The 23,349-nt window shown below is 71.4% G+C and carries 23 protein-coding genes; 11 read left to right on the top strand and 12 right to left on the bottom strand.

Going from position 1 to position 23,349, the window contains the following annotated elements:
- Positions 1 to 36: 36 nt before the first annotated feature.
- The 3 genes from ACZ42X_RS05655 to ACZ42X_RS05665 form a co-directional block, all read right to left on the bottom strand.
- Complete coding sequence (locus tag ACZ42X_RS05655) at positions 37 to 645, bottom strand: LysE/ArgO family amino acid transporter (RefSeq protein ID WP_468284626.1); 609 nt, start codon at positions 643 to 645, stop codon at positions 37 to 39.
- A gap of 3 nt (positions 646 to 648) precedes the next feature.
- The gene (locus ACZ42X_RS05660) at positions 649 to 1,410 is read right to left on the bottom strand and encodes a B3/B4 domain-containing protein (protein WP_468284628.1); all 762 of its coding nucleotides are present in this window, start codon (positions 1,408 to 1,410) and stop codon (positions 649 to 651) included.
- A gap of 274 nt (positions 1,411 to 1,684) precedes the next feature.
- Complete coding sequence (locus ACZ42X_RS05665; RefSeq protein ID WP_468284630.1) at positions 1,685 to 2,806, bottom strand: hypothetical protein; 1,122 nt, start codon at positions 2,804 to 2,806, stop codon at positions 1,685 to 1,687.
- 92 nt (positions 2,807 to 2,898) lie between these two features.
- On the opposite strand from ACZ42X_RS05665, the gene ACZ42X_RS05670 reads away from it, so the two are divergent.
- Positions 2,899 to 3,234: a hypothetical protein gene (locus ACZ42X_RS05670; RefSeq protein WP_468284632.1), complete on the top strand. Its 336-nt coding sequence runs from the start codon at positions 2,899 to 2,901 to the stop codon at positions 3,232 to 3,234.
- Positions 3,235 to 3,279: 45 nt separating this feature from the next.
- Here the strand turns inward: ACZ42X_RS05670 and sodN are convergent, their stop codons facing one another.
- Positions 3,280 to 3,675 carry a superoxide dismutase, Ni gene (sodN, locus tag ACZ42X_RS05675; protein ID WP_020130742.1) on the bottom strand — a complete coding sequence of 132 codons (396 nt, stop codon included), beginning with the start codon at positions 3,673 to 3,675 and terminating at the stop codon, positions 3,280 to 3,282.
- Between the two features lie 141 nt (positions 3,676 to 3,816).
- Here sodN and sodX point away from each other — a divergent pair, with 141 nt between their 5' ends.
- On the top strand, positions 3,817 to 4,242 hold the full coding sequence (gene sodX / locus ACZ42X_RS05680; RefSeq protein WP_468284635.1) for a nickel-type superoxide dismutase maturation protease: 426 nt from the start codon (positions 3,817 to 3,819) through the stop codon (positions 4,240 to 4,242).
- Here sodX and ACZ42X_RS05685 read toward each other — a convergent pair.
- Entirely contained in the window at positions 4,146 to 4,775 is a 630-nt protein-coding gene (locus ACZ42X_RS05685) for a CGNR zinc finger domain-containing protein (protein WP_468284637.1), read from the bottom strand. The two genes, sodX and ACZ42X_RS05685, sit on opposite strands and share 97 nt — an antisense overlap.
- A 145-nt stretch (positions 4,776 to 4,920) precedes the next feature.
- Between ACZ42X_RS05685 and ACZ42X_RS05690 the strand changes: the two genes are divergently transcribed.
- Entirely contained in the window at positions 4,921 to 5,610 is a 690-nt protein-coding gene (locus ACZ42X_RS05690; RefSeq protein ID WP_468285608.1) for a class I SAM-dependent methyltransferase, read from the top strand.
- 58 nt (positions 5,611 to 5,668) lie between these two features.
- Here ACZ42X_RS05690 and ACZ42X_RS05695 read toward each other — a convergent pair whose 3' ends face one another.
- From ACZ42X_RS05695 to ACZ42X_RS05705, 3 genes are read right to left on the bottom strand one after another with little or no spacing between them, the layout of a single operon-like run.
- Positions 5,669 to 6,430, bottom strand: coding sequence for an amino acid ABC transporter ATP-binding protein (locus ACZ42X_RS05695; protein ID WP_361419293.1), 762 nt, complete (start codon positions 6,428 to 6,430; stop codon positions 5,669 to 5,671).
- A complete protein-coding gene (locus tag ACZ42X_RS05700; protein ID WP_468284639.1) occupies positions 6,427 to 7,359 on the bottom strand; it encodes an amino acid ABC transporter permease in 933 nt (310 codons plus the stop codon). Before ACZ42X_RS05700 ends, ACZ42X_RS05695 begins: the two co-directional genes overlap by 4 nt.
- Positions 7,360 to 7,405: 46 nt before the next feature.
- Entirely contained in the window at positions 7,406 to 8,398 is a 993-nt protein-coding gene (locus tag ACZ42X_RS05705) for an ABC transporter substrate-binding protein (RefSeq protein WP_468284641.1), read from the bottom strand.
- Between the two features lie 606 nt (positions 8,399 to 9,004).
- On the opposite strand from ACZ42X_RS05705, the gene ACZ42X_RS05710 reads away from it, so the two are divergent.
- The 7 genes from ACZ42X_RS05710 to ACZ42X_RS05740 all read left to right on the top strand — a co-directional run bounded on the left by ACZ42X_RS05710 (position 9,005) and on the right by ACZ42X_RS05740 (position 16,216).
- Positions 9,005 to 10,234, top strand: a complete 1,230-nt coding sequence (locus ACZ42X_RS05710; protein WP_361419284.1) for an NAD(P)-dependent malic enzyme — start codon at positions 9,005 to 9,007, stop codon at positions 10,232 to 10,234.
- A 636-nt stretch (positions 10,235 to 10,870) separates the two neighbouring features.
- Complete coding sequence (locus ACZ42X_RS05715) at positions 10,871 to 11,443, top strand: phosphoesterase (RefSeq protein WP_468284644.1); 573 nt, start codon at positions 10,871 to 10,873, stop codon at positions 11,441 to 11,443.
- Positions 11,440 to 12,993, top strand: a complete 1,554-nt coding sequence (locus tag ACZ42X_RS05720) for an alkaline phosphatase D family protein (protein ID WP_468284646.1) — start codon at positions 11,440 to 11,442, stop codon at positions 12,991 to 12,993. Before ACZ42X_RS05715 ends, ACZ42X_RS05720 begins: the two co-directional genes overlap by 4 nt.
- A 54-nt stretch (positions 12,994 to 13,047) precedes the next feature.
- Complete coding sequence (locus ACZ42X_RS05725) at positions 13,048 to 14,013, top strand: zinc-binding dehydrogenase (protein ID WP_468284648.1); 966 nt, start codon at positions 13,048 to 13,050, stop codon at positions 14,011 to 14,013.
- Between the two features lie 54 nt (positions 14,014 to 14,067).
- Positions 14,068 to 15,405 carry a glycoside hydrolase family 5 protein gene (locus ACZ42X_RS05730; protein WP_468284650.1) on the top strand — a complete coding sequence of 446 codons (1,338 nt, stop codon included), beginning with the start codon at positions 14,068 to 14,070 and terminating at the stop codon, positions 15,403 to 15,405.
- Positions 15,406 to 15,437: 32 nt separating this feature from the next.
- Entirely contained in the window at positions 15,438 to 15,647 is a 210-nt protein-coding gene (locus ACZ42X_RS05735; protein WP_056794174.1) for a helix-turn-helix domain-containing protein, read from the top strand.
- Positions 15,647 to 16,216 carry a Clp protease N-terminal domain-containing protein gene (locus ACZ42X_RS05740; protein ID WP_468284652.1) on the top strand — a complete coding sequence of 190 codons (570 nt, stop codon included), beginning with the start codon at positions 15,647 to 15,649 and terminating at the stop codon, positions 16,214 to 16,216. Before ACZ42X_RS05735 ends, ACZ42X_RS05740 begins: the two co-directional genes overlap by 1 nt.
- 122 nt (positions 16,217 to 16,338) lie before the next feature.
- On the opposite strand, the gene ACZ42X_RS05745 is transcribed toward ACZ42X_RS05740, so the two are convergent.
- Both ACZ42X_RS05745 and ACZ42X_RS05750 read right to left on the bottom strand, forming a co-directional pair.
- Complete coding sequence (locus tag ACZ42X_RS05745; RefSeq protein WP_468284654.1) at positions 16,339 to 17,217, bottom strand: PadR family transcriptional regulator; 879 nt, start codon at positions 17,215 to 17,217, stop codon at positions 16,339 to 16,341.
- Position 17,218: 1 nt separating this feature from the next.
- Positions 17,219 to 18,058 carry a DUF4097 family beta strand repeat-containing protein gene (locus ACZ42X_RS05750; RefSeq protein ID WP_468284656.1) on the bottom strand — a complete coding sequence of 280 codons (840 nt, stop codon included), beginning with the start codon at positions 18,056 to 18,058 and terminating at the stop codon, positions 17,219 to 17,221.
- Positions 18,059 to 18,212: 154 nt separating this feature from the next.
- Here ACZ42X_RS05750 and ACZ42X_RS05755 point away from each other — a divergent pair, with 154 nt between their 5' ends.
- On the top strand, positions 18,213 to 19,073 hold the full coding sequence (locus ACZ42X_RS05755) for a hypothetical protein (RefSeq protein WP_468284658.1): 861 nt from the start codon (positions 18,213 to 18,215) through the stop codon (positions 19,071 to 19,073).
- Here the strand turns inward: ACZ42X_RS05755 and ACZ42X_RS05760 are convergent.
- Complete coding sequence (locus ACZ42X_RS05760; protein WP_031076920.1) at positions 18,991 to 19,176, bottom strand: DUF6104 family protein; 186 nt, start codon at positions 19,174 to 19,176, stop codon at positions 18,991 to 18,993. The genes ACZ42X_RS05755 and ACZ42X_RS05760 overlap by 83 nt on opposite strands.
- Before the next feature lie 85 nt (positions 19,177 to 19,261).
- Positions 19,262 to 23,128, bottom strand: coding sequence for a multifunctional oxoglutarate decarboxylase/oxoglutarate dehydrogenase thiamine pyrophosphate-binding subunit/dihydrolipoyllysine-residue succinyltransferase subunit (locus tag ACZ42X_RS05765; protein ID WP_468284660.1), 3,867 nt, complete (start codon positions 23,126 to 23,128; stop codon positions 19,262 to 19,264).
- Positions 23,129 to 23,349: the final 221 nt, after the last annotated feature.

Here is a 23,349-nt window from a genome sequence, read left to right on the forward strand (position 1 = left end):
AATTCCTTCCGGTGCGTAAGTGCATGGGTACGTACGTCAGGAACGGAGGAGTTCGAGGGCGAAGAGCCCGGCGAAGAGCAGGAGCAGGGCTCCGGAGACCCGGTCGATCCACATCCGGCGGTACGGCGTCAGCCAGCGCCGGAGCGTGGCGGCGCCCAGGGCGAGGAGGGTGAACCAGACCCACGAGGCGCTCACGGTGCCGGCGGCGAAGACGGGGCGCAGGTCGGGGTCCTGGGCGGCGATGGCCACGCCGAGGATGCCGACGACGTCCAGCACCGAGTGGGGGTTGAGGATGGTGACCGAGGCGCACTGGGCGACCACCCGCCGCCAGCGCATCTCGGGGGCGGCGGACTGGTCGAAGTCCTCCGGCCGGACGCGGAACGACTTGACCGCCAGGTAGGTCAGGAAGACCACCCCGGCGGCCAGGAGGAACGTCTTGAGGCCCGGTATGCGGGTCAGGACCGCCGAGGTCCCGGCACCGCCGAGGGATATCAGCACGGTGTCGCAGACCCCGGCGGCCACCACCGCGACGAAGACGCGCGGCACGCCGAAGGTGAAGCCCTGGTTGATGAGGAAGATGTTCTGCGGCCCGATCGGCGTGATCATGGCCAGCCCGAGCAGCATCCCCGCGAAGTAGGTCTCCACGGGTCAGCGTGTGGGCGACCAGGCGACCGTCGTCTCCCGGGCCGGGTCGAAGGCGTGCAGGGTGACCGACGCGGCGTACGGGGCGACCCGGTCGGCGAGCTCCCGCTGCGCCCGCTCCAGCACCTCCGGCCCGATGGCGGGGGAGATGCCCTCCAGGAACAGCACGGCGTCGACGGTGGCCTCCGTGACCTTGGTGTTGTCGGCGTCCCGGTGGTTCCAGTGACGCGTGAGCACCTGGCCGCCGTCCGCGTACACGATCTCCCCGGGCAGCGGGGTCTCGCACACGTCCGGCTGCCCCAGGGGGACGTGTACGTCACCGGGGCGGGCGTAGCGCAGCGTGAAGCCGTGGCGGATGTGGTCCAGGTCGTAGCCGCCGGTGGGCAGGGTGTACCGCAGGGAGACGAGGTTGCAGGTGTCGACGAGCGGCGAGATCCGCGGCAGCCGCCCGGACTTGGCGAGACGCCGGCCCAGCGCGTCGACGCTCGGCCGCATCCGCCGCGGATTGGTCCCGAAGCTGCGCAGCAGGCTGTGCCAGGCGGCGATGGCCGGGTGGTCCTCGCCGGGCATGGCCCGCCGGCCATCGGCCACCTCGGTCTCGAGGGCGGCGAGCTCCGACTCGGTCCGCGTCCACGGACGGGAGTTGTCCACGCCCAGCGCCAGGACGACGGCGGTCCGGCAGTCGGGGTAGCGGTCGGCGATCTCCGGGTCGATCCCGAGCGTCAGTCGGCGTTCGGCGAGCTGGGTGGTGACGGCGTCGGTCGTCATGCGGGCGGTTCCTGACGTCGGTGGGACTGGGGGTGCGTACGTGCGCACTGTCCAACGTGTGGGAGGAGGCGATGTCACCACACACACGTGTGTGGGAGCGGCGCGGGCGCGTCCTCGTGAGACGCGGCGAGGCGGCGGGCCCGCGCCCCAGTCCAGTCCATGACTCGTCGCACCTTCAACCGGCCGCCGGGGGGATGGCGGGTTCCGTCCCGCGATGTGGCCGAAGTCCGCGGGGCGGGCGGCGGGGCCTACGACGACGCCTCAGGCCGCGGAGTCAGGCCCGCGGAGGCCAAGCCCCCGAGAGCAACCGCTCGGCCTCGGTGACGATCGCTTCCGCCAGGTGTTCGCGGCGGCTCGGCGGCAGCGCCGCCCCGGCGTTGTACGCGTCGACCGCGTCGACCAGGGGCCTGAGCCCTTCGGGGTGGCCGAGGGCGGCCCAGCCCTCGTGCTTGATGAGGTCGCCGCCGGGGCCGGGGGCCAGGCTGCCGGACACGATGAGGCGGAGCCACCAGTGCACCAGCTGCCGGCGGGCCGCTTCGGCGGGGAGGTCCTGCAGCAGGTCCAGCTCGGCGAGTACCTCGTCGAAGAGGGCATCCGCCTTGTCGCGCTCGGCGCGCAACAGGCCGGCGAGCAGCGGGAGGGACGGGGCCTCGACGTCGAGGACCAGGGCCGTGAGGCCGGCTTCGATCAGCTGCTCCGGGGAGGGGCGGCGGCCGATCAGGCGTTCCAGGGCCAGCATGCGGAGGCACTCGACGGCCTCCGGGACGGTCGCGGCGTACGGGGCGTACGGCGTGGGCGCGGTGGCGTCGAAGTCGGGGCCGCCCTCGACGAAGTACGACCAGAAGTCGACGGTGGCGCGGGCGGAAAGGGAGGAGCCCGCGCGGCCGGTGAACTCGTGGCGGATGTAGTCGGCGAGGTCGTTGCCGTACAGGATGATGTCGGTCTGGTGGACGGACAGAACGGGATGACCGTGCTCGCCCGCCGTGCCGGGCAGGTAGCGGTGGCTGTAGACCGGGACCAGCTGGGGGACGGCCGCGAGCTCGGAGCGTGCGACGCGCAGTGCCTTGGATGTCTCCGCCGGCCTCGACGGCCAGGCGGGGTGCCAGAACCCGTTGTGCTCCACGTCGAAGAGCACCCCCTCGACCGGCCGGGCGAGCCACTCGGTCAGGTCCTCGGGGTCGCCGTGCCGCCAGTCGGGCCAGTGTCGCGATCCCCGCGGGAGACCGGCCGCCAGGAAGACCCGGTGGTCCGCCGCGAAGCTGAAGCCGAACCGCTCCTCGACCGCGTCGAGCTCCGCTTCGCTGAGACCGGGAGCGATGTCGGCCCCGAGCATGCGGTGGAGGGTCCTGGCGGCTTCCAGGGTCAGTCGTGGGGTCGGGGTCGACGGAGTGGTCACGCCCGCCAGCGTAGTGAGCGGTACGGCCGCACATGCCAGGAGGTTGTCGCGGTCCGCGCAACCTGGTTCGGCTCCCGCGCGAGATCGGGGCGATGGCCGGCCTGGAGGAGTGCACCCCGTACACCTCCTACCGGTTGCACTGGTTCCCCTACGAGATCACCCGTTGCCGACGGCTGACCCGCAGTACGGTGAGCACGCGAGCCCTCTTCGGCAACTTCAAGCTCCGGCCGCCCTTCCCGGAGCTGACGTCGCCCCCGGACTCGCTCACGGCGGTGCCGACGACCACATCCCCACCGCCCACAGAGGCGGTCGAGTCGACCAGCCGCCGTCCTACTGGGACTGATCGGCAAGAAGCCCGGGAAGAAGACCGCACCCGGGCCGTCATGGACGCCGTGCTCGGCGGCCTGCGGACCGGGTGCGGACAGTAGGTAGCCAGACTCGCGAAAGTGCAGGTCAGGCGGCCTAGGGCGAGATCAAGCCTTCTTGGTCTCCCAGAAGATCTTGTCGATCTCGGCGATGAGCTCCAGCGCCTTCTCACCGGTCTTCGGGTCCGTGGAGGCCTTCGCCGCCGACAGGGCCTTCAGGGTGTCGTTGACCAGCTGGTGCAGCTGCGGGTACTTCTCGAAGTGCGGGGGCTTGAAGTAGTCGCTCCACAGCACCGAGACGTGGTGCTTGGCCAGCTCCGCGCGCTGCTCCTTGATGACCGTGGCGCGGGCCTGGAAGTGCGGGTCGTCGTTGGCGGCCATCTTCTCCTGGACGGCCTTGACCGACTCGGCCTCGATGCGGGCCTGGGCCGGGTCGTAGACACCGCAGGGGAGGTCGCAGTGCGCGCTGACCTTCACCTTCGGGGCAAACAGGCGGGAGAGCATTGAGCTGTCCTTCCTCGTGATCGTCTTCTCAGGTGGGACATTACTCCGTGGGGGACCGGTTTTCGCGGGCGCCCCCGGGTGCTTAGGACAAAAGTCCAGGGTCACCATGGGACTCGTGGAGGAAGGACCGGAGGTACCGGAATGGCGGAGCAGGGGCGGGGAACGAGGGTGTCGTTCGGGATTGCCGAGGTCACCGGGGTTTCCATGGTGCCGACGCTCCGGCACGGGGACCAGCTGCTGGTGCACTACGGGGCTGAGCTCAGGGCCGGGGACGTGGCGGTGCTGCGCCACCCGCTCCAGCAGGATCTGCTCGTCGTGAAGCGGCTGGCCGAGCGGCGCGCCGACGGCTGGTGGGTGCTGGGGGACAACCCGGACGCGGACGTGGTGGACAGCCGGGCGTTCGGCGCGGTGCCGGTCGAGCTGGTGCTGGGCCGGGTGCGGATCCGGTACCGGGGCATTCGGCCCGGGCGTCAGCGGTCGCTCGGGGTGGTGCTCTCCTGGCTGGTGTCGGCGGTGCGGCCGGTGCCCGCCGACCGCTCGGTCTCCAGGCGCTTGCGGGCCCGGTAGGCGGCGACGTTGGCGCGCGTGGCGCAGCGGTCGGAGCAGTAGCGGCGCGAGCGGTTGGTCGAGGTGTCCAGGTACGCGTTGCGGCACGGCGCGGCCTGGCACAGGCCCAGCCGGTCGGCGCCGAACTCGGTCAGGTGGATGGCGAGGCCCATCGCGGCGATGGCGGCGAACCCGGCGGTCGCGTTGGACGGGTGGTCGGCCAGGTGGAGGTGCCAGCGCGGCCGGCCCTCCTCGTCGAGGTAGTCGTGGCCGGAGATCTGCGGACTGACCGGGAACTCCAGGAGCAGTGAGTTCAGCAGGTCCACGGCGTGCGTCTGGTCGCCGGCGTCCGCCGCCGTGAAGACCGCGCGCAGCCGGGCCCGTACGGAGCGGAATCGGGTCACGTCCGCGTCGGTGGCGCGCCGCGCCATCTGCGACGCCTCGCCGAACAGCGCGCGTACCGCCTCCACCGAGGTGAGGGAGTCCTTGTTGCGCGCCGGCTCCTCGGTGTTCACCAGTCGAACGGCGTAATCCGAGTAAGAGGCCAGTTCCACTTGTAGTCCTTACGGCAGCGGTCTAAGGTCCTGTAAGAGACCCATCTCCTACGAGGGTATTACGGAGGTCGCGGTGACGGAGGCGTTCACGGGCACGGACTGGCGGGCCTGGCAGGAGAGCTGGGACCGCCAGCAGGAGTGGTACATGCCCGACCGCGAGGAGCGGTTCCGGGTCATGCTCGACATGGTGGAGGCCCTCGTCGGCCCGGCACCGCGGGTGCTCGACCTCGCGTGCGGTACGGGGAGTATCACGGACCGGCTCCTCAGAAGGTTCCCGGACGCCACCAGCACCGGCGTCGACCTCGACCCCGCCCTGCTCACCATCGCCGAAGGCTACTTCGCCGGGGACGACCGCGTCCGGTTCGTCCGGGCCGACCTCACCGACCCCGCGTGGACCGAGGCGCTGCCGTACGACACGTACGACGCCGTCCTGACCGCCACGGCGCTGCACTGGCTGCGGACCGAACCGCTCGCCGCCCTCTACGGGCGGCTCGGCGGCCTCGTCCGCGAGGGCGGCGTCTTCATGAACGCCGACCACATGCGCGACGAGTCCACGCCCCGCATCAACGCCGCCGAGCGCGCCCACCGCCACGCCGCCATGGAGCGCGCCAAGGCCGACGGCGCGCTCGACTGGACCCAGTGGTGGGAGCTCGCCGCCGAGGACCCGGTGCTCGCCGCGCCGACCGCCGAGCGGTTCGCGATCTACGGCGAGCACGCCGAGGGCGACACCCCGTCCCTGGAGTGGCACGCGCGCACCCTGCGCGAGGCCGGCTTCGCCGAGGCCAGGGCCGTGTGGTCCTCGCCGTCCGACTCGCTCGTCCTGGCGCTGAAGTAGACCGGACGCGGAAGGGGCGGTACGGGTGATCCGTACCGCCCCTTCCGTCATGCCGGGGTCACAGCACCTTGGACAGGAACGCCTTCGTTCGGTCGTGCTGCGGGTTGGTCAGGACGTCGCGCGGGTTGCCCGACTCGACCACCACGCCGCCGTCCATGAAGACGAGCGAGTCGCCCACCTCGCGGGCGAAGCCCATCTCGTGGGTGACCACGACCATCGTCATGCCCGACTCGGCCAGGTCCCGCATGACGTCCAGGACGTCACCCACCAGCTCCGGGTCGAGCGCCGACGTCGGCTCGTCGAAGAGCATCAGCTTCGGCTCCATCGCCAGCGCGCGGGCGATGGCCACGCGCTGCTGTTGGCCGCCGGAGAGCTGCGAGGGGTAGTTGCCGGCCTTGTCGGCGAGGCCCACCCGGTCCAGCAGCTTGCCGGCCCGCTCGCGGGCGACGGCCTTCGCCTCGCCCTTGACCTGGATCGGCGCCTCCATGACGTTCTCGAGGGCCGTCATGTGCGGGAAGAGGTTGAAGCGCTGGAAGACCATGCCGATGTCGCGCCGCTTGAGCGCCACCTCGCTGTCCTTCAGCTCGTACAGCTTGTCGCCCTTCTGGCGGTAGCCGACGAGCTCGCCGTCGACGTACAGCCGTCCGGCGTTGATCTTCTCCAGGTGGTTGATGCACCGCAGGAAGGTCGACTTGCCGGAGCCGGACGGGCCGATGAGGCAGAACACCTCGCCCGCGGCGACCTCCAGGTCGATTCCCTTGAGGATGTGCGCGGCGCCGTAGGACTTGTGGACGCCCTCGGCCTTCACCATGGCGGTCATCGGGCCACCTCCGGGCGGCGGAACGTGGAGAGGGTCGTCTTGACCTTCTGCCAGGGGGTGGGCGGGAGGCTGCGGCTGGAGCCGCGCGCGTAGTACCGCTCCAGGTAGAACTGGCCGACGCTGAGCACCGAGGTCATGATCAGGTACCAGGCGGCGGCGACGAAGAGCATCTCCACCGGGGCGCCGGACGTCTGGCCGATGTCCTGCGCGTTGCGCAGCAGCTCGTAGTACTGCACGGCCGCCACCAGCGAGGTCGTCTTCAGCATGTTGATGACCTCGTTGCCCGTGGGCGGCACGATCACGCGCATCGCCTGCGGGATGACGATCCGGCGCAGGGTCTTGCCGTGGCTCATGCCCAGGGCGTGGGACGCCTCGGTCTGGCCCTCGTCGACCGCGAGGAGGCCCGCGCGGCAGATCTCGGCCATGTACGCGGCCTCGTTGAGGCCGAGGCCCAGCAGCGCCGTCAGGAACGGCGTCATGAAGTCGGACCACTCGTCCTTGTAGACCGGGCCGAGGTTGATGTACTCGAAGACCAGGCCCAGGTTGAACCAGAGGAACAGCTGGACCAGGACCGGGGTGCCCCGGAAGAACCAGATGTAGAACCAGGAGATGGAGGAGGTCACCGGGTTCTTCGACAGCCGCATCACCGCGAGGACGATGCCGCCGATGATGCCGATCGCCATGGACAGGATGGTCAGCAGGAGCGTCTGGCCGACGCCCTCGATGATCCGGTCGTCGAAGAAGTAGGTGGGGACGGCGTCCCAGTTGATCTTGCCCTGCGAGAAGGCGTAGATGATCGCGACGAAGGCCGCGATGGCGACGAGCGCGGTGACGTACCGGCCGTAGTGGCGGACCGGGATCGCCTTGAGGGCTTCCGGTCCGGCGGGCGGCGTGGCGTCCGCCGCGTCCGTCTTCTTGATGTCAGTCACGGTGGTGCCTTTCAGAGGCCTACGCGGTGCTGGTGTGGCCGGCTGGTCAGGAACCGCCGTTGATCTTCGCTTCGGTCACCGCACCGGCGGCGACACCCCACTTGTCCAGGACCGTCTTGTACTCGCCGGTGGCGATGATGGTGTCCAGGGCCGCCTTGATCGCGTCGCGCAGCTGCGTGTTGCCCTTGGCGACGGCGATGCCGTACGGGGCCGCCTCGACCTGCTCGCCGACGATCTGGAAGTCCTTGCCGCCGCCCGAGGTCTTCACGGCGTACGCCGCGACCGGGTAGTCCGACGAACCGGCGTCGGCGCCGCCGGACCGCAGGCGGGTCTGGGCCTGCTGGTCGGTGTCGAAGGCCTCGATCGCGATCGGGCCCTTCTTCGCCGCGACGCACTTCGCGGACTCGCTCTTGGCGAGGTCCTCGGAGACGGTGCCGCGCTGCACGACGAGCTTCTTCTCGCACAGGTCGGCCCAGGTCTTGATGCCCGTGTCGACGCCCAGCTTGGTGTAGATCGAGACGCCGGCGCTGAAGTAGTCGACGAAGTCGACGCCCTCACCGACCTTCTTCTTCGTCTCGGAGTCGATACCCATCTGGCGGTCCTTGGTGTCCGTCATCGCCGACATGGCGATGTCGTAGCGCTTGGCGCGCAGACCGGTGATCAGGGTGTCGAAGGTGCCGTTCTCGAACTCGAACCGCACCCCGAGCTGCTTGCTCAGCGCGTAGGCGAGGTCCGGGTCGATGCCCGTGATCTTGCCGCCCTTGTCCTTGAACTCGACCGGCGGGTACGCGATGTCCGAACCGACCTTGATGACGCCCTTGTCGCGGATGTCCTTCGGGAGGAGGTGGGCCAGCGGGTGCGGCACGGCCGGGGCCGCGGCGGCCTCCTTGCCACCGGACTTGGCGCGGTTGGTCTGGTCACCGCAGGCGGTCAGCAGCATGGTGCCGGCGACCGCGATCGCGGCGACCGCGGCCAACTTGGACGCGTGCGGCGTCCGGGCCCTCGCTGCGGTCGTACTGCGGGTGGTGCTTGCGGTCATGGTCGGTTTCCTCCGGCTCAAAAGCGGCGTATGAGGGGTGGCCCATCGTCGGCACGGTGGTCGGGCACGCACCTTCGGGTGTCGCGACCTCGTGTGATTAGGGGCATCTTGCCATTCGGACTAGCCCGAACAGGGGCCTCCGCATGTCAAAATCGGATAACGGGAGACCCCCGAACCCCAACAGGCCGGTACATCAGGGCCGGACCTTCTACGGGGTTGCCTTCATCCGGCCGGAAAATCTCCGGTTGATCTCGTCATATGGACGGGATTGCGGTCGCAATCCGGGTGGCGTGCGGACTTGTCCAGATATTCGGTCATGAGTCGCACCTTCGCCACCTGGGGGAATACAGAAGCGGCGGCGTCCTCCGGATCATCCGGGGCCTTGGCTCACCGGATACCGACTCGTCCGCGGACAGGTCCGTCCGGTAAGAAGGACCTTTACACCCCTCATCCGGGGCTCAGGGCGCGTGTGCGGCGCGTCCGACGCGTCCGTACCTCCTCCCGGCAGGGCAGTACGCCCGGCCGGGGCGCGGACGCGGTGCCCGCCCACCCCTCCTCAACCAGGAGTGGCCACCCTCAACTGTAAAGACTTAAGGGGTCAAACAAATGGCAGCGGAGATCGTCAATCCTCGCACCGACAGCGGTGCCGGCGCGGAGGGCTCGGCCGACGAGTCCTTCGACCTGGACATCGATCCGGCATTCGCCCTCCACCGGGGCGGAAAGATGGCCGTCCAGGCCACGGTGCCGGTGCGGGACAAGGACGACCTGTCCCTCGCGTACACACCCGGCGTCGCCAAGGTGTGCAGCGCCATCGCCGAGCGTCCCGAGCTCGTGCACGACTACACCTGGAAGTCCCAGGTCGTCGCCGTCGTCACCGACGGCACGGCCGTGCTGGGACTCGGTGACATCGGTCCGGAGGCGTCGCTTCCGGTCATGGAGGGGAAAGCGATCCTCTTCAAGCAGTTCGGCGGCGTCGACGCGGTGCCGATCGCTCTCGCGACGACCGACGTCGACGAGATCGTCGACACCGTCGTCCGCCTCGCGCCCTCCTTCGGCGGAGTGAACCTCGAGGACATCTCGGCGCCCCGTTGCTTCGAGATCGAGCGCAAGCTCCAGGAGCGCGTCGACATCCCGATCTTCCACGACGACCAGCACGGCACCGCCGTCGTCACCCTCGCCGCGCTGCGCAACGCCGCGAAGCTCACCGGGCGGACGCTCGGCGACCTGCGCGCCGTCATCTCCGGCGCCGGCGCGGCGGGTGTCGCCATCGCCAAGATGCTGCTCGAGGCCGGTCTCGGTGACGTCGCCGTCGCCGACCGCAAGGGCATCGTCAGCCGTGACCGCGACGACCTCACGGACGTCAAGCGCGAGCTCGCCGAGCTCACCAACCGCGCCGGGATCACCGGCTCGCTGGAGACCGCGCTCGCCGGCGCGGACGTCTTCATCGGCGTCTCGGGCGGCACGGTGCCGGAGGCGGCCGTCGCCTCCATGGCGCCGAACGCCTTCGTCTTCGCCATGGCCAACCCGAACCCCGAGGTTCACCCGGACGTGGCGCACAAGTACGCGGCGGTCGTCGCGACGGGCCGCTCGGACTACCCGAACCAGATCAACAACGTGCTGGCCTTCCCCGGCATCTTCGCCGGCGCGCTGCAGGTCCGGGCCTCCCGGATCACCGAGGGCATGAAGATCGCCGCGGCGAACGCGCTGGCCGATGTGGTCGGCGACCAGCTGGCGGCCGACTACGTGATCCCGTCGCCCTTCGACGAGCGCGTGGCCCCGGCGGTCACGGCGGCCGTCGCGGCGGCGGCGCGCGCGGAGGGCGTGGCCCGGGCGTGACGCTCGCCGCGTGACGCTGGCCGCTGTGGCGTAGCTGGTTTCGAGGGCCGTGCCGCATCCCTGCGGGGGTGCGGTACGGCCCTTTCGCGTGTCCGCGGGCCGCTGCGCGAGGCTTGCTGCCCGGTGGGTGCGGGTCGGGTGCCGGGGGCTCCGGTGGGGGGTCCTCGGGCTCTCGTTCACCGCGCTTCGCGCGAGTTCAGTCGTCTTACGCCCGAGCACCCCCCACGCTCCGCCCCCGTCCCCCTCACGTGACCGGACCCGATCCACCGTCCGTGCGACGTACCCCCGGTGGGCGGGGAAACCGACGTCGACCCGCAGCCGGGCGACGGGCCGAGGGGTGGGGCCGTGGAGGGTCGTCCCCGCAGGCGACCGACGGCTACGAAAGCATGCCGAATCGCGGTACCCAAGGCCGGAGGCGCCGAGGAGTCGAGCCCGGAGGGGCCCCGCCCCGGACCCCCGCACCGACAGGAGCCGCCCATGCGGACGCCCCGCGCGTGGGCCTCCAAGGCTCAGGGGCTTGGACTTTCGGCGGAGGTCCTTGGACCGGGTTCGCAAAGTTCGTCCGCGGGCTTCCGTCGGTTCATGTGCGGCTGCTGTGATGCAGCGCGCCAAGCCCCACCCGATAAGGAGGCGCGAGTGAACCTGGTCGTCAACGGTGACGCCGAGAGCGGGCCCGGAGGGACCGCCGAACCCGTCGGGGCCGTGACCGGCTGGCGGGTCGTGCAGGGCGCGCCCGCCCTCGTCGCGTACAGCCACGGCGGGGGCTACCCCACCGCCTCGGACCCCGGCCCCGCGCAGCGCGGGAGCCGGTTCTTCTCCGGCGGCAACGCGCCGCGCACCGCGCTGGTGCAGGACATCGTGCTGCCCGCGACCGGCGCGACCGGCCACGCGGCCGTCGACGCGGGACAGGTGCGGTACGCCGTCGGCGCCTGGCTCGGCGGATACGCGTCGCAGGAGGACGGAGCGCGGCTCTCCGTGGAGTTCCGGGACGCCAAGGGGACGCCCGTCGCGCTCAGCGTGCTCGGGCCGGTGACGGCCGCCGAGCGCAAGGGGCGGACCGGGCTCGTGGAGCGGAAGGCCGCCGCGGCCGTGCCGCCCGGCGCCAGGACCGCGCGGGTGCTGCTCGTCCTGACCCGTACCGGGGGCGGGACCTCCAACGACGGCTACGCCGACGGGATCACGCTCATGCTCACGGGGGTACAGAAGTGACGCTCGACCGACGCACCCTGCTCAAGGCCGCCGGGGCCGCCGGCGCGCTCAACGTGGTCTGGCCGCTCAGCGCCGGCCTCTCGCCCGCGCAGGCCCTCGAAGCCGCCCAGGCGCTCGGCGCGGAGTACGACCCGGCGCCCTTCACCCTCGGCGTGGCCTCCGGCGACCCGCAGGCCTCCGGCGTCGTGCTGTGGACGCGCCTCGCGCCGGAGCCGCTCGCGGCCGAGCAGCAGCTGCCCGAGGTCGTCGAGGTCGAGTGGGCGGTGGCCGAGGACCAGGCCATGAGCCGGATCGTCGCCCGAGGCACCGCGCCCGCCTCGGCGACGCTCGGCCACAGCGTCCACGTACCGGTGCAGGGCCTGAGCGCGGGCCGCCACTACTGGTACGCCTTCAAGGCGCTGGGTGTGACGAGCCGGGTCGGCCGGACCCGGACCGCGCCGGTCGGCGCCGTCCCGCGCGTACGGTTCGCCGCCGCCAACTGTCAGGCCTTCCACGACGGCTACTACGCCGCCCACCGCGGCATCGCCCGCGAGAACGTCGACTTCGTGGTGCACCTCGGCGACTACATCTACGAGCACGGGCCGGTCGGCGGCGACCACGTACGCGACCACGAGGGCCCCGCGGTGTTCACGCTCGCCGACTACCGGCGCCGCCACGCCCTCTACAAGGGCGACGCCTCCCTGCGCGAGGCACACGCCGCCCACCCCTGGTTCCTCACCTGGGACGACCACGAGGTCGCCAACGACTACAGCGGTACGGGCGGCGGGGCGCCCTTCCTCCAGCGGCGGGCGGCCGCGTACCAGGCCTGGTACGAGAACATGCCGCACCGGGACGGCGGCGAGTCCGCGCTGCCGGACCCGGTGATCCACCGCACCCGCCGCTGGGGCGACCTGCTGGAGCTGACGGTCCTCGACCTGCGCTCGTACCGCTCGGCGCAGAACCTCGCGGACGGCACCATCCTGGGCGGCGCCCAGAAGGCGTGGCTCAAGGGGAACATCGACCGCGCACCCGACTCCTGGCACGTGTGGGCGAACTCGATCATGCTCAGCCAGCTGCGGGGCCGGCCGGGCGGCTCGTACATGTTCACCGACCAGTGGGACGGCTTCCTGGCGGAGCGGAAGGAGGTCCTCGGCCATGTGCACACCAGCGGGCTGGAGGACCTGGTGGTGATCACGGGCGACTGGCACTCGGCGTTCGTCGACGACGTCCGGGTGGACTTCGACGACACGTCGTCGCCGCTCGTCGGGACGGAGTTCACCGCCCACTCCGTGACCTCGGGCGCGTACTCCGCCGACTGGAACGCGACCAACGGCCCCCTGATGGGCAAGGCCAACCCGCATCTGAAGTACTTCGAGGGCAACCGGTACGGCTACGACGTCTACGAGGTCACGCCGGAACGTTTCTCCGCCCATATGCGGGTGATCGCCGACCGCCGCGACCCGGTGTCACCGGTGACGACGCTGACGTCGTTCCACGTGGACCGGGGCAGGACCGGTTCGTACGAGGACCCGGCGACGAAGTCCTCGCCGGCGCAGTGGCGCAGGGACTGACATCACACCGGTGCGCGGTTCCGCCGCGCACCGGTGCCGCCCTAACCTCGGGTCATGTTCGCTGCCTACGCCGCCAAAATCGACCGCGACCAGCCCCTGAACGGCCTTGAGCTGGGCGAACGCCCGGAGCCCGAGGTACGCCCCGGCTGGACCACCGTCACCGTCAAGGCCGCCTCCCTCAACCACCACGACCTGTGGTCGCTGCGCGGGGTGGGGCTCGCCGAGGACAAGCTGCCGATGATCCTCGGCTGCGACGCCGCCGGCATCGACGAGCAGGGCCGGGAGGTGGTCCTCCACTCCGTCATCGGCCAGAGCGGGCACGGCGTCGGACCGGACGAGCCCCGTTCCATCCTCACCGAGCGCTACCAGGGCACCTTCGCCGAGCGCGTCACCGTCCCGGCCTGGAACGTCCTGCCGAAGCCGAAGGAGCTGTCGTTCGAGGAGGCCGCCTGCCTGCCGACCGCGTGGCTGACGGCGTACCGGATGCTGTTCACCAACGCCGGTGTCCGGCCCGGCGACTCGGTCCTCGTGCAGGGCGCGGGCGGCGGCGTCGCCACGGCCGCGATCGTCCTCGGCAAGGCGGCCGGCCTGCGGGTCTTCGCCACCAGCCGCGACGAGGCCAAGCGCGAGCGGGCGCTGGAGCTGGGCGCGGTCGAGGCGTACGAGCCCGGCGCGCGGCTGCCGCGGCGGGTGGACGCGGTCATCGAGACCGTCGGCGCGGCGACCTGGTCGCACTCGGTGAAGTCACTGCGGCCCGGCGGCACGCTGGTGATCTCGGGCGCGACGAGCGGCGACCGGCCCTCGCACGCCGAGCTGACCCGCATCTTCTTCCTGGAGCTGAAGGTCGTGGGCTCGACCATGGGCACCAAGGACGAACTGGAGGACCTGCTCTCCTTCTGCGCGGCGACGGGCGTACGGCCGGTCATCGACGAGGTGCTGCCGCTGGACCGGGCGCGCGAGGGCTTCGAGAAGATGGCCGCCGGGGACCTGTTCGGAAAGATTGTCCTCACCACCTCTTGATGGAGCGTCAGCCGCGCTGATGGGATCTCCGGCACCCGATGCCGGAGGTCCCTCATGCGCGCTCTCGCACTCGCCCTCTCCGCCCTGCTGGCCCTCGCTCCTGCCGCGCACGCGGATACGGACACCACCGACATACCGCGCCTCACCGACGACCGCGGCCGCGTCCTGACCCTGCGCGGCTGGAACGTCGAGGACAAGACGCACCGCGGCGACGCCGCCCTGTCCGCCATCACCGAGAAGCACTTCCGCGACCTGCGCGCGCGGGGCTTCAACTTCGCCCGCCTGCTGGTCTTCTGGGACGACCTGGAGCCCAGGCGAGGCCAGTACAGCGAGGCGTACCTGCGCAAGATCGAGCGGATCCTGGACTGGGCGCACACGTACGACGTCCACGTCGTCATCGACGCCCACCAGGACGTCTTCGGTCCGGCCTTCGGTCACCGCGGGATCCCCGAGTGGGCCACGCGCACCGACGGGCTGCCCTTCACCCCGCACCCGGACGACTGGTTCGCCGAGTACTTCGAGCCCGCCGTCCAGCGGGCCTTCACGCACCTGTACGAGGACGAGGACCTGCAGCGCGCCCAGGCGAGGATGTGGCGGGTGCTCGCCGACCGCTTCGAGCACCACCCGGCGGTCCTCGGCTACGACCTCATCAACGAACCCATGGGCGAGCTGCGCGAGGGCGAGGACCTGCCGGCGGCCGCCCGCCGGATCGAGCGGGAACAGCTCACCCCGATGTACAACCGCCTGGCGGACGCGATCCGTTCCGTCGACGACGACACCTGGGTGTTCGTCGAGCCGACCCCGATCGTGGGGGAGGGCGTGCCGACGGGGCTGGGGAAGGTCGAGGACCCGAAGGTCGTCTACGCGCCGCACTTCTACAACACCGCCATGGAGGCGGGCGCGGACTACGACCCGGCGGCCGGCTGGATCGAGGCGTACGAGGCGGCGGTGACGGCGTACCCGAAGGAGTACCGGGTGCCGGTGGTGGTGGGGGAGTGGGGTCCGCTGAACAACTCCCTGCCCAACATGGGCCGCTTCTACCGCGAGGCGCTCGCCTCCCTGAACCGCTACAGCTCGGGGTGGGCGGGCTATGTGTGGTGTTACGGCGGCGGCTACTGCGCCGTCGACTCCTCGGGCGCCTGGCGTACGAACAAGGAGCAGACGGCCGCGCCGTACGCGGAGGCGGTGGCGGGCCGGGTGGTCGAGCAGAGCCCGTCCCGGCTGGTGTACGTCGCGGGTCGCGGCGGCGCCACGGAGCTGTCCCTGCCGAGCCCGAGTGGCTGGCGCGTGACGGTGGAGGGGCGCGCGTGGGTGCTCCCGAGCCCGGCCGGGCGGGTGGTGGTGCGGGCGGTGCCGGGCGCGACGGTCACGGTGTCCGTCAACCGGGGTTGACGCTCCTGCTGATGTCAACGTAAGTTGACACCATGACGGAAGCAACCGATCTCGCCGCCCGTGCGGGCGACCGCGACCCCAGGGTCGGACTGCGCGCGGTCGCCGCGCTGCGGCGGCTGCTGGAGCAACTGGAAGCCGTACAGGTTCGCAGCGCCCGGGCCCAGGGCTGGTCGTGGCAGGAGATCGCGGCCGAGCTGGGCGTCAGTCGGCAGGCCGTACACAAGAAGTACGGGAGGCATTGATGTTCGAGAGGTTCACGAAGAGCGCCCGGACCGTGGTCACCGGCGCCGTCGCCCTCGCGGAGGGGGCCGGCGCGGACTCCGTGACGGAGGAGCACCTGCTGCTGGCCCTGCTGGACCTGGAGGGCGCGCCGTCCTCCGCGGCCTTCGCCGCCCTGGGTGTCGCGGGGCGCCGCGCGTCGGTCGAGGCCGGCCTGGCGGACGCCCGGCGGCGCGGCGGCCTGACCAAGGCGGACGCGGAGGCGCTGGAGGGCATCGGCATCGACGTGACCGCGATCGTCTCGCGCGTCGAGGCGGTGCACGGCGAGGGCGTCCTGGCGGGCGACCACGGCTCGAAGCGCTGGTGGTCGGGGTCCCGGCCCTCCTTCAGCCGCCCCGCGAAGGACGCCCTGGAACGCTCCCTGCGCGTCGCGCTGGGCCGCGGGGACCGCCACATCGGCGACGAGCACCTGCTGTTGGCCCTGACGGCCCGCCCGGGCGTGGTGGCGGATGTGCTGGCGGAGCACGGAGTGACGTACGCGGGGGTGGAGCGGGTGCTGGGGGCTGCCGGGGGCGCGGCGAAGGCCGGCTGAGGCCTTCTCCCGCCCCGGCCCCTGCGCCGGTCGGCGGCGCGGAGCCGGCCGCGCCCGGGCGCCTCGCTCGTTCGCGTTCCAGGGCCCCGGGTGCGTCGGCTCCGCGCCGCGGGACGCGTCCGTCAGTCGCGCGGCGCGCCGCGCAGCAGGGCCGCGATGTGGGCCGCCGCCGTCGAGAGGTGTCGGCGGGATTCGGCGAGTTGGGCCGGGGTGACGCCGTGGTCGCGGGCCGCGTCGCGGATGTCGTCGCGGAAGCGGTCCAGCAGGCGCTCCAGGTCGCGGGCCGGGTCCTCCGTGGTCGGGATGTCCTGCCAGGCGGGCGCGTCGGCCGGCTGGTCGTACGGAGGCCGGGGCGCGGTAGAGGCGGTCGGCGTGGCCGGGGGCGTACCGTCGAACAGGCCGCCCAGGCCGCCCAGGCGGCCCGTCAGGTCGGAGAGGGCCGCGGGCCACTCGCCCGTCGTCAGGTGGTCATGGACCTGCCGCGCGAGGCGCTGCACCTCCTCGCGGGCCTTCTCCTGCGTCTCCTCGGCCTGGCGACGCGCCCACTTCGCCTCCTCGCGGGCCCTGTGGGACTCCTCCTTCGCCCGCCGGGCCTGCTCCCGCCAGGAGTCCTTGCGGGTCTCGCTCGCCGCCGCGCGCATCTCGCTGCGCAGCTTGCCCGCCGCGCCGCGCACGTCGGCGCGGATCTCGGCGGCGAGCTCGGAGACGGAGGCGCGGATCTCCTGCTCCAGGTCGGCCAGTTCGCCGCTGCGGCCGGCCAGCTCCGCGCGGCCGGCGTCGGTGAGGGAGTACACCTTGCGGCCGCCCTCGGTGGTGTGCGTGACCAGCCCCTCGGCCTCCAGCTTGGCCAGCCGGGGGTAGACCGTGCCGGCCGACGGGGCGTAGAGGCCGTGGAAGCGCTCCTCCAGCAGCCGGATCACCTCGTAGCCGTGGCGGGGCGACTCGTCGAGGAGCTTCAGCAGGTAGAGCCGCAGACGGCCGTGGGCGAAGACGGGCGGCATGTCACAGCACCTTTCCGGAGGCGGACTCGGACGTGGCCTCGGGGCGGCGCAGCAGGGCGATGGAGCCGGAGACCGTGGTCGCCTTGAGGGTGCCCGTGCCCGCGCCGAGCGTGCCCTTGATGCTCTTGGAGCCCCACTGGCCGCCCACCCGCAGGTCGTCGAAGGCGCTGGAGAGCGCGCCGCTCGTGGTGTTCGCCTCCACCCGCGCGTCCGTCGGGTGCGGCATGCGGAGCGCGATCTCGCCGGAGACCGTGGTGAGCCGGATGTCGGTGCCCGGGCCGGTGGGGTCGAGGTCGATGACCATGTCGCCGGTGACCGAGTCGGCGCGTACGGACGCGCCCGTGCCGTCGACGACCGTCAGGTCGCCGGAGACCGAGGAGAACCGCAGCCCGCCGGCGACCGCCTGCGCCTCCACGTTCCCGGAGACGGTCTCGGCGCGGACCGGGCCCGCCAGCCCGACCAGCGTGGTGTCGCCGGTGACGCCGCGTACCTCCGTACGCCCCCGGACGCCGGAGACCACGGCCTCGGCGCCCACGACGCCGACCTCCACGGAGGCGTCCGCCGGCACGGCGAGCGAGACGACGGCGCTGCGGTCGCGGCCCTTGCGGTCGAACCACTTGAGGAAGCCCTTCCAGGGCAGGTCCTCGTACGACACGGTGAGCGTCGAGCCGCGCTGGGTGACGATCAGCGGCGGGCCGTCGATCTCGGAGACCTCCAGCCGCGCCGGGCCCTCGTCGACGCCCACGACGTTGACCGTCCCGTTCACGATACGGACCTTCAGTGCGGTCACTGCGCCGTCGAGGGCGAAGGTGCGCGGCTCGGTGACGGACCACTCCGGCATGGGGCCTCCCTGGGGCATGACGCAACATATCGCGTCCGCTGTCAAAAACACGATATATCGCGGTGACGGTAAGTCAAGCGGCCCTCGATCGGTGCGCAGCGGTACGGCGTACGTAGCGGTACGAACCCGGGCGAATTGGCCTAGCGTATGGGGCATGGACGCGACATCGACGGGCGCCCTGCTGCTCTGCCGGGCCGAGCCGGCGGTCGTACGGGCGCCGGCGCAGCTCCTGCGCGAACGCCTGCTCCTCACCGCCGCGGGCCAGGGCTGGAGCGTGCTCGTACCCGAGGGCCGGCCCTGGCTGGACGAGGGCGAACCGGTCGAGCGGGTCGCCGCGGGCTGGGCCGCGGCCCTGGGGGTCGCGGCGCCCTGGCCGGTGCTCGCACTGTGGTGGGACCCGGACCGGGCGGGCTACACCCTGGCCTCCGGCTTCCGCCGTCCCGTCGGCTACACCTGGCTGGCCGACGGCACCCCCGCCGGCGAGGACGAGGCGATGCACACCTTCGCCGCCCGCCTGGGCCTCGACCCGGTCCTGGACGTCCAGGACCTCGAACCGCTCACGCGCCCCGACCGGGTCGCCGACGCCCGCGCCCGGCTGCTCGGCCTGCTCGCCGTCCTGGCCCGGCTGGACCTCGCACTGCCGCCCGGCCTCGCCCCCGGCGTACCCGCCGCCCGCCTGCGTACCGCCGCCGAGGAGCAGGGCGCCGACCCGGTGGAGTGGCCGGGCCTGCGCGAAGCCGTACGGGACGAGGTGCACACCCTCGGCGGCGCCGACGACGGCTCCCCGGTCCCGAGGCTCCTCGCCGCCGTCCAGGTGGCGGCCGGTGTGCCGCTGCTCGCCTGGGCCCTGTCACGCCGCAGCCCCGGCTGGGCCACGGCCGGCGCCCTGCTCATCGCCAACGGCGCGCTGCTCGGCCTGGCGAAGGGGCTGCCTACAGGTCGTCGTCCTCGTCGTCGTCCAGCCGCGCCAGCCACGTCGCCAGACGCTCCACGGGAACCTCGAAGTCAGGGTTGAGATCGACGAACGTCCGCAGCTGCTCGGCGAGCCACTCGAAGGTGACCTCCTCCTCGCCGCGCCGCTTCTCCAGTTCCTCGATGCCACGGTCGGTGAAGTACATGCCCTCAGATTAAGTCAGTACGCCGGAGGGCCCGGCACCGCGATCAGCTCGCGGGGCCGGGCCCTCCGGTGCGTACGGGAACGGCTCAGGCCTCGAAGACCTCGTTGACCAGCTGGACCTGCTCGGCCTGGTGGCGCTTGGCCGAGCCGACCGCCGGCGACGAGCTGTGCGGCCGCGAGATGCGGCGCAGGCGCTCGGCCGGGGGCAGGTCGGCGCCGACCGCCAGGTCGAGGTGGTCGATCAGGTTGAGCGCGATGAACGGCCAGGCACCCTGGTTCGCCGGCTCCTCCTGGGCCCACAGGTACTTCTCGGCGTTCGGGTACTTGGCGATCTCGGCCTGGAGCTCGGCACCCGGCAGCGGGTACAGGCGCTCCAGGCGGATGATCGCGGTGTCCGTCACGCCGCGCTTCTTCCGCTCCGCGTCCAGGTCGTAGTAGACCTTGCCGGAGCAGAAGACGACCTTGCGGACCGCGTTCGCGTCCACCGAGGCGTCGCCGATCACCGGGCGGAAGCCGCCGGTGGTGAACTCCTCCGCCTTCGACGCCGCCGCCTTCAGGCGCAGCATCGACTTCGGGGTGAAGACGACCAGCGGCTTGTGGTGCGGGTTGTGCACCTGCCACCGCAGGAGGTGGAAGTAGTTCGACGGCAGGGTCGGCATGGCGACCGTCATGTTGTGCTGCGCGCACATCTGGAGGAAGCGCTCCGGGCGGGCCGAGGAGTGGTCCGGGCCCTGGCCCTCGTAACCGTGCGGGAGCAGCAGGGTGACGCCGGAGGTCTGGCCCCACTTCTGCTCGGCCGAGGAGATGAACTCGTCCACGACGGTCTGCGCGCCGTTGACGAAGTCACCGAACTGCGCCTCCCACATGACGAGCGACTCGGGCCGCGCGAGGGAGTAGCCGTACTCGAAGCCCATCGCCGCGTACTCGCTGAGCAGCGAGTCGTAGACGTTGAAGCGGGCCTGGTCCTCGGAGAGGTACTGCAGCGGCGTGTAGTCCTCGCCGGTCACCTGGTCCACCAGCACCGCGTGGCGCTGGCCGAAGGTGCCGCGGCGGGTGTCCTGGCCGGCCAGGCGGACCGGGACGCCCTCCATCAGCAGCGAGCCGATGGCGAGGGTCTCGCCCATGCCCCAGTCGATCGTGCCGTCCTCGACGGAGGCCGCGCGGCGCTGCAGCTGCGGCATCAGACGCGGGTGGACGGTGATCCGCTCCGGGATGTTGACCTGCGACTCGGCGATCCGCTTCACGATCTCCTGGGAGACCGCGGTGGTGACGGCGACCGGGAACTCGGCCTGGACGTCCGGGACCGGCGCCGGCGAGGGCTGCGCGGTGGCCTCGCGGACCTCCGTGAACACCTTCTCCAGCTGGCCCTGGAAGTCCTGGAGCGCCTGCTCCGCCTCTTCCAGCGTGATGTCCCCGCGGCCGATCAGCGACTCGGTGTAGAGCTTGCGCACCGAGCGCTTCTTGTCGATCAGGGACACCATCTGCGGGTTGGTGAACTGCGGGTTGTCGCCCTCGTTGTGACCGCGGCGGCGGTAGCAGATGAGGTCGATCACGACGTCCTTGTTGAACGCCTGGCGGAACTCGAAGGCGAGCCGCGCCACGCGGACGCACGCCTCCGGGTCGTCGCCGTTCACGTGGAAGATCGGCGCCTCGATCATGCGGGCCACGTCGGTCGCGTACATCGACGAACGCGACGACTCCGGGGCGGCGGTGAAGCCGACCTGGTTGTTGATGACGATGTGGACCGTGCCGCCGGTGCGGTAGCCGCGCAGCTGCGACATGTTCAGCGTCTCGGCGACGACACCCTGGCCGGCGAAGGCCGCGTCACCGTGGAGGGCGACCGGCAGGACGGTGAAGTCCGTGCCGCCCTTGTTGATGACGTCCTGCTTGGCGCGGACGACACCCTCCAGGACCGGGTCGACCGCCTCCAGGTGCGAGGGGTTGGCGACCAGCGAGACCTTGATCTGCTCGCCGTCCAGGCCGGTGAAGGTCCCCTCGGCGCCCAGGTGGTACTTCACGTCGCCGGAGCCGTGCATCGACTTCGGGTCGAGGTTGCCCTCGAACTCCCGGAAGATCTGCGCGTACGACTTGCCGACGATGTTCGCCAGGACGTTCAGGCGACCGCGGTGGGCCATGCCGATGACGACCTCGTCGAGGCGCGACTCGGCCGCCGAGTCGATGACCGCGTCGAGCAGCGGGATGACCGACTCGCCGCCCTCCAGCGAGAACCGCTTCTGGCCGACGTACTTGGTCTGCAGGAACGTCTCGAACGCCTCCGCGGCGTTCAGCCGGCGCAGGATGCGCAGCTGCTCCTCGCGCTCCGGCTTGGAGTGCGGGCGCTCGACGCGGTCCTGGATCCACTTGCGCTGCTTCGGGTCCTGGATGTGCATGAACTCGATGCCGGTGGTGCGGCAGTACGAGTCGCGCAGCACGCCGAGGATGTCGCGCAGCTTCATCATCGACTTGCCGCCGAAGCCGCCGACGGCGAACTCCCGCTCCAGGTCCCAGAGCGTCAGGCCGTGCTCGGTGATGTCCAGGTCGGGGTGCTTGCGCTGGCGGTACTCCAGCGGGTCGGTGTCGGCCATGACATGGCCGCGGACCCGGTAGGAGTGGATCAGCTCGAAGACGCGCGCGGCCTTGGTGACGTCGTCGTCGTGCGACGCGTCGATGTCCTTCAGCCAGCGGACCGGCTCGTACGGAATCCGCAGCGACTCGAAGATGTCGTCGTAGAAGCCGTCCTCGCCGAGGAGGAGGTTGGCGACGATCCGCAGGAACTCGCCGGACGCCGCACCCTGGATGACGCGGTGGTCGTACGTCGAGGTGAGGGTCATCACCTTGGAGATGCCCAGCTTGTTCAGGGTGTCCTGCGAGGTGCCCTGGAACTCGGCCGGGTAGTCCATCGAGCCGACGCCCATGATGACCGACTGACCGGGCATCAGGCGCGGCACGGAGTGGACGGTGCCGAGGCCGCCGGGGTTGGTGAGGGAGACGGTGACGCCCGTGAAGTCGTCCATCGTCAGCTTGTTGGCGCGGGCGCGGCGGACGATGTCCTCGTACGCCTGCCAGAACTCGAAGAAGCCGAGCGTCTCCGCCTTCTTGATGGCCGCGACGACCAGCTGGCGGTCGCCGTTCGGCTTCACCAGGTCGATGGCGAGGCCGAGGTTGATGTGCGGCGGCTTCACCAGGACCGGCTTGCCGTCCTTCTCCCCGAAGGAGTGGTTCATGGACGGCATGGCCTTGATGGCCTGGACCATCGCGTACCCGATGAGGTGGGTGAAGGAGATCTTCCCGCCACGGGCGCGCTTGAGGTGGTTGTTGATGACGATGCGGTTGTCGAACAGCAGCTTCACCGGGACGGCGCGGACGGACGTGGCCGTCGGCAGCTCCAGGGAGGCGTTCATGTTCTTCGCGACCGCGGCGGAGGGGCCGCGCAGCGGCACGTACTCGGGGCCGGTGGGGGCCTCGGTCTCCGCCTTGGGGGCCGGGGCCGGGGCCTGGGCCTTCGGGGCCTCCGCCTTGGCGGCGGGCTTCGCGGCGGGCGCGGCGGCCGGGGCCTGAGCCGGGGCCTTCGCGGCGGGGGCGGGAGCAGCGGCCTGTGCGGGTGCCGCTGCTGCCGGCTTCGCCGGAGTGGCCGGGGCCTGGACCGGAGCCTGGGCCGGAGTGGAGGCCTGGGCCGGGGCCTGGGCGGTCGGGGCTGCGGATTCCGTACCTGCTGCGGATTCCGTACCTACGGCCTCGCCCGCGGGCTTGTCCGCCGTGCCGGCGGCACCCGGCTTGTAGTCGGCGAAGAAGTCCCACCAGGCGCGGTCGACCGAATTCGGGTCCTGGAGGTACTGCTGGTAGATCTCGTCGACGAGCCACTCATTGGCACCGAAGGCGGCGGCGGGGTTCTGAGGCCCCTGGCCGTCTTGGTCGGTCGAGATGCTCGGGTTACTGGGGGACTGAGACGACACGGCGGCAACCGCCCTCTTCCGCTTCACAAGGTGATGGACAGCGGAAATAAAGGCTACGCCTCCCCGGCCTGGAGGTGCAGGCCGGGCGTGCCATCGTCGCGTACATCACATTGATCGTCGTGTTTCAGGGCACGAAATGGCGGGAAACAAGCGTGGTTCCGCCGCATGCGGGTAGGCGCCATCGCGGCTGCGCCCCGCAGTGGCGCGCATCCTCGGACAGG

Source organism: Streptomyces sp. NPDC030862 (genome assembly GCF_055571835.1).

Coding starts and splice junctions, on each gene's coding strand:
- ACZ42X_RS05660 (WP_468284628.1), bottom strand. CDS start 1,410: ATGACGACCGACGCCGTCACCACCCAGCTCGCCGAACGCCGACTGACG.
- ACZ42X_RS05670 (WP_468284632.1), top strand. CDS start 2,899: ATGGCCGGCCTGGAGGAGTGCACCCCGTACACCTCCTACCGGTTGCAC.
- sodN (WP_020130742.1), bottom strand. CDS start 3,675: ATGCTCTCCCGCCTGTTTGCCCCGAAGGTGAAGGTCAGCGCGCACTGC.
- sodX (WP_468284635.1), top strand. CDS start 3,817: ATGGCGGAGCAGGGGCGGGGAACGAGGGTGTCGTTCGGGATTGCCGAG.
- ACZ42X_RS05690 (WP_468285608.1), top strand. CDS start 4,921: ATGCCCGACCGCGAGGAGCGGTTCCGGGTCATGCTCGACATGGTGGAG.
- ACZ42X_RS05695 (WP_361419293.1), bottom strand. CDS start 6,430: ATGACCGCCATGGTGAAGGCCGAGGGCGTCCACAAGTCCTACGGCGCC.
- ACZ42X_RS05705 (WP_468284641.1), bottom strand. CDS start 8,398: ATGACCGCAAGCACCACCCGCAGTACGACCGCAGCGAGGGCCCGGACG.
- ACZ42X_RS05710 (WP_361419284.1), top strand. CDS start 9,005: ATGGCAGCGGAGATCGTCAATCCTCGCACCGACAGCGGTGCCGGCGCG.
- ACZ42X_RS05725 (WP_468284648.1), top strand. CDS start 13,048: ATGTTCGCTGCCTACGCCGCCAAAATCGACCGCGACCAGCCCCTGAAC.
- ACZ42X_RS05730 (WP_468284650.1), top strand. CDS start 14,068: ATGCGCGCTCTCGCACTCGCCCTCTCCGCCCTGCTGGCCCTCGCTCCT.
- ACZ42X_RS05735 (WP_056794174.1), top strand. CDS start 15,438: ATGACGGAAGCAACCGATCTCGCCGCCCGTGCGGGCGACCGCGACCCC.
- ACZ42X_RS05740 (WP_468284652.1), top strand. CDS start 15,647: ATGTTCGAGAGGTTCACGAAGAGCGCCCGGACCGTGGTCACCGGCGCC.
- ACZ42X_RS05745 (WP_468284654.1), bottom strand. CDS start 17,217: ATGCCGCCCGTCTTCGCCCACGGCCGTCTGCGGCTCTACCTGCTGAAG.
- ACZ42X_RS05750 (WP_468284656.1), bottom strand. CDS start 18,058: ATGCCGGAGTGGTCCGTCACCGAGCCGCGCACCTTCGCCCTCGACGGC.
- ACZ42X_RS05755 (WP_468284658.1), top strand. CDS start 18,213: ATGGACGCGACATCGACGGGCGCCCTGCTGCTCTGCCGGGCCGAGCCG.
- ACZ42X_RS05760 (WP_031076920.1), bottom strand. CDS start 19,176: ATGTACTTCACCGACCGTGGCATCGAGGAACTGGAGAAGCGGCGCGGC.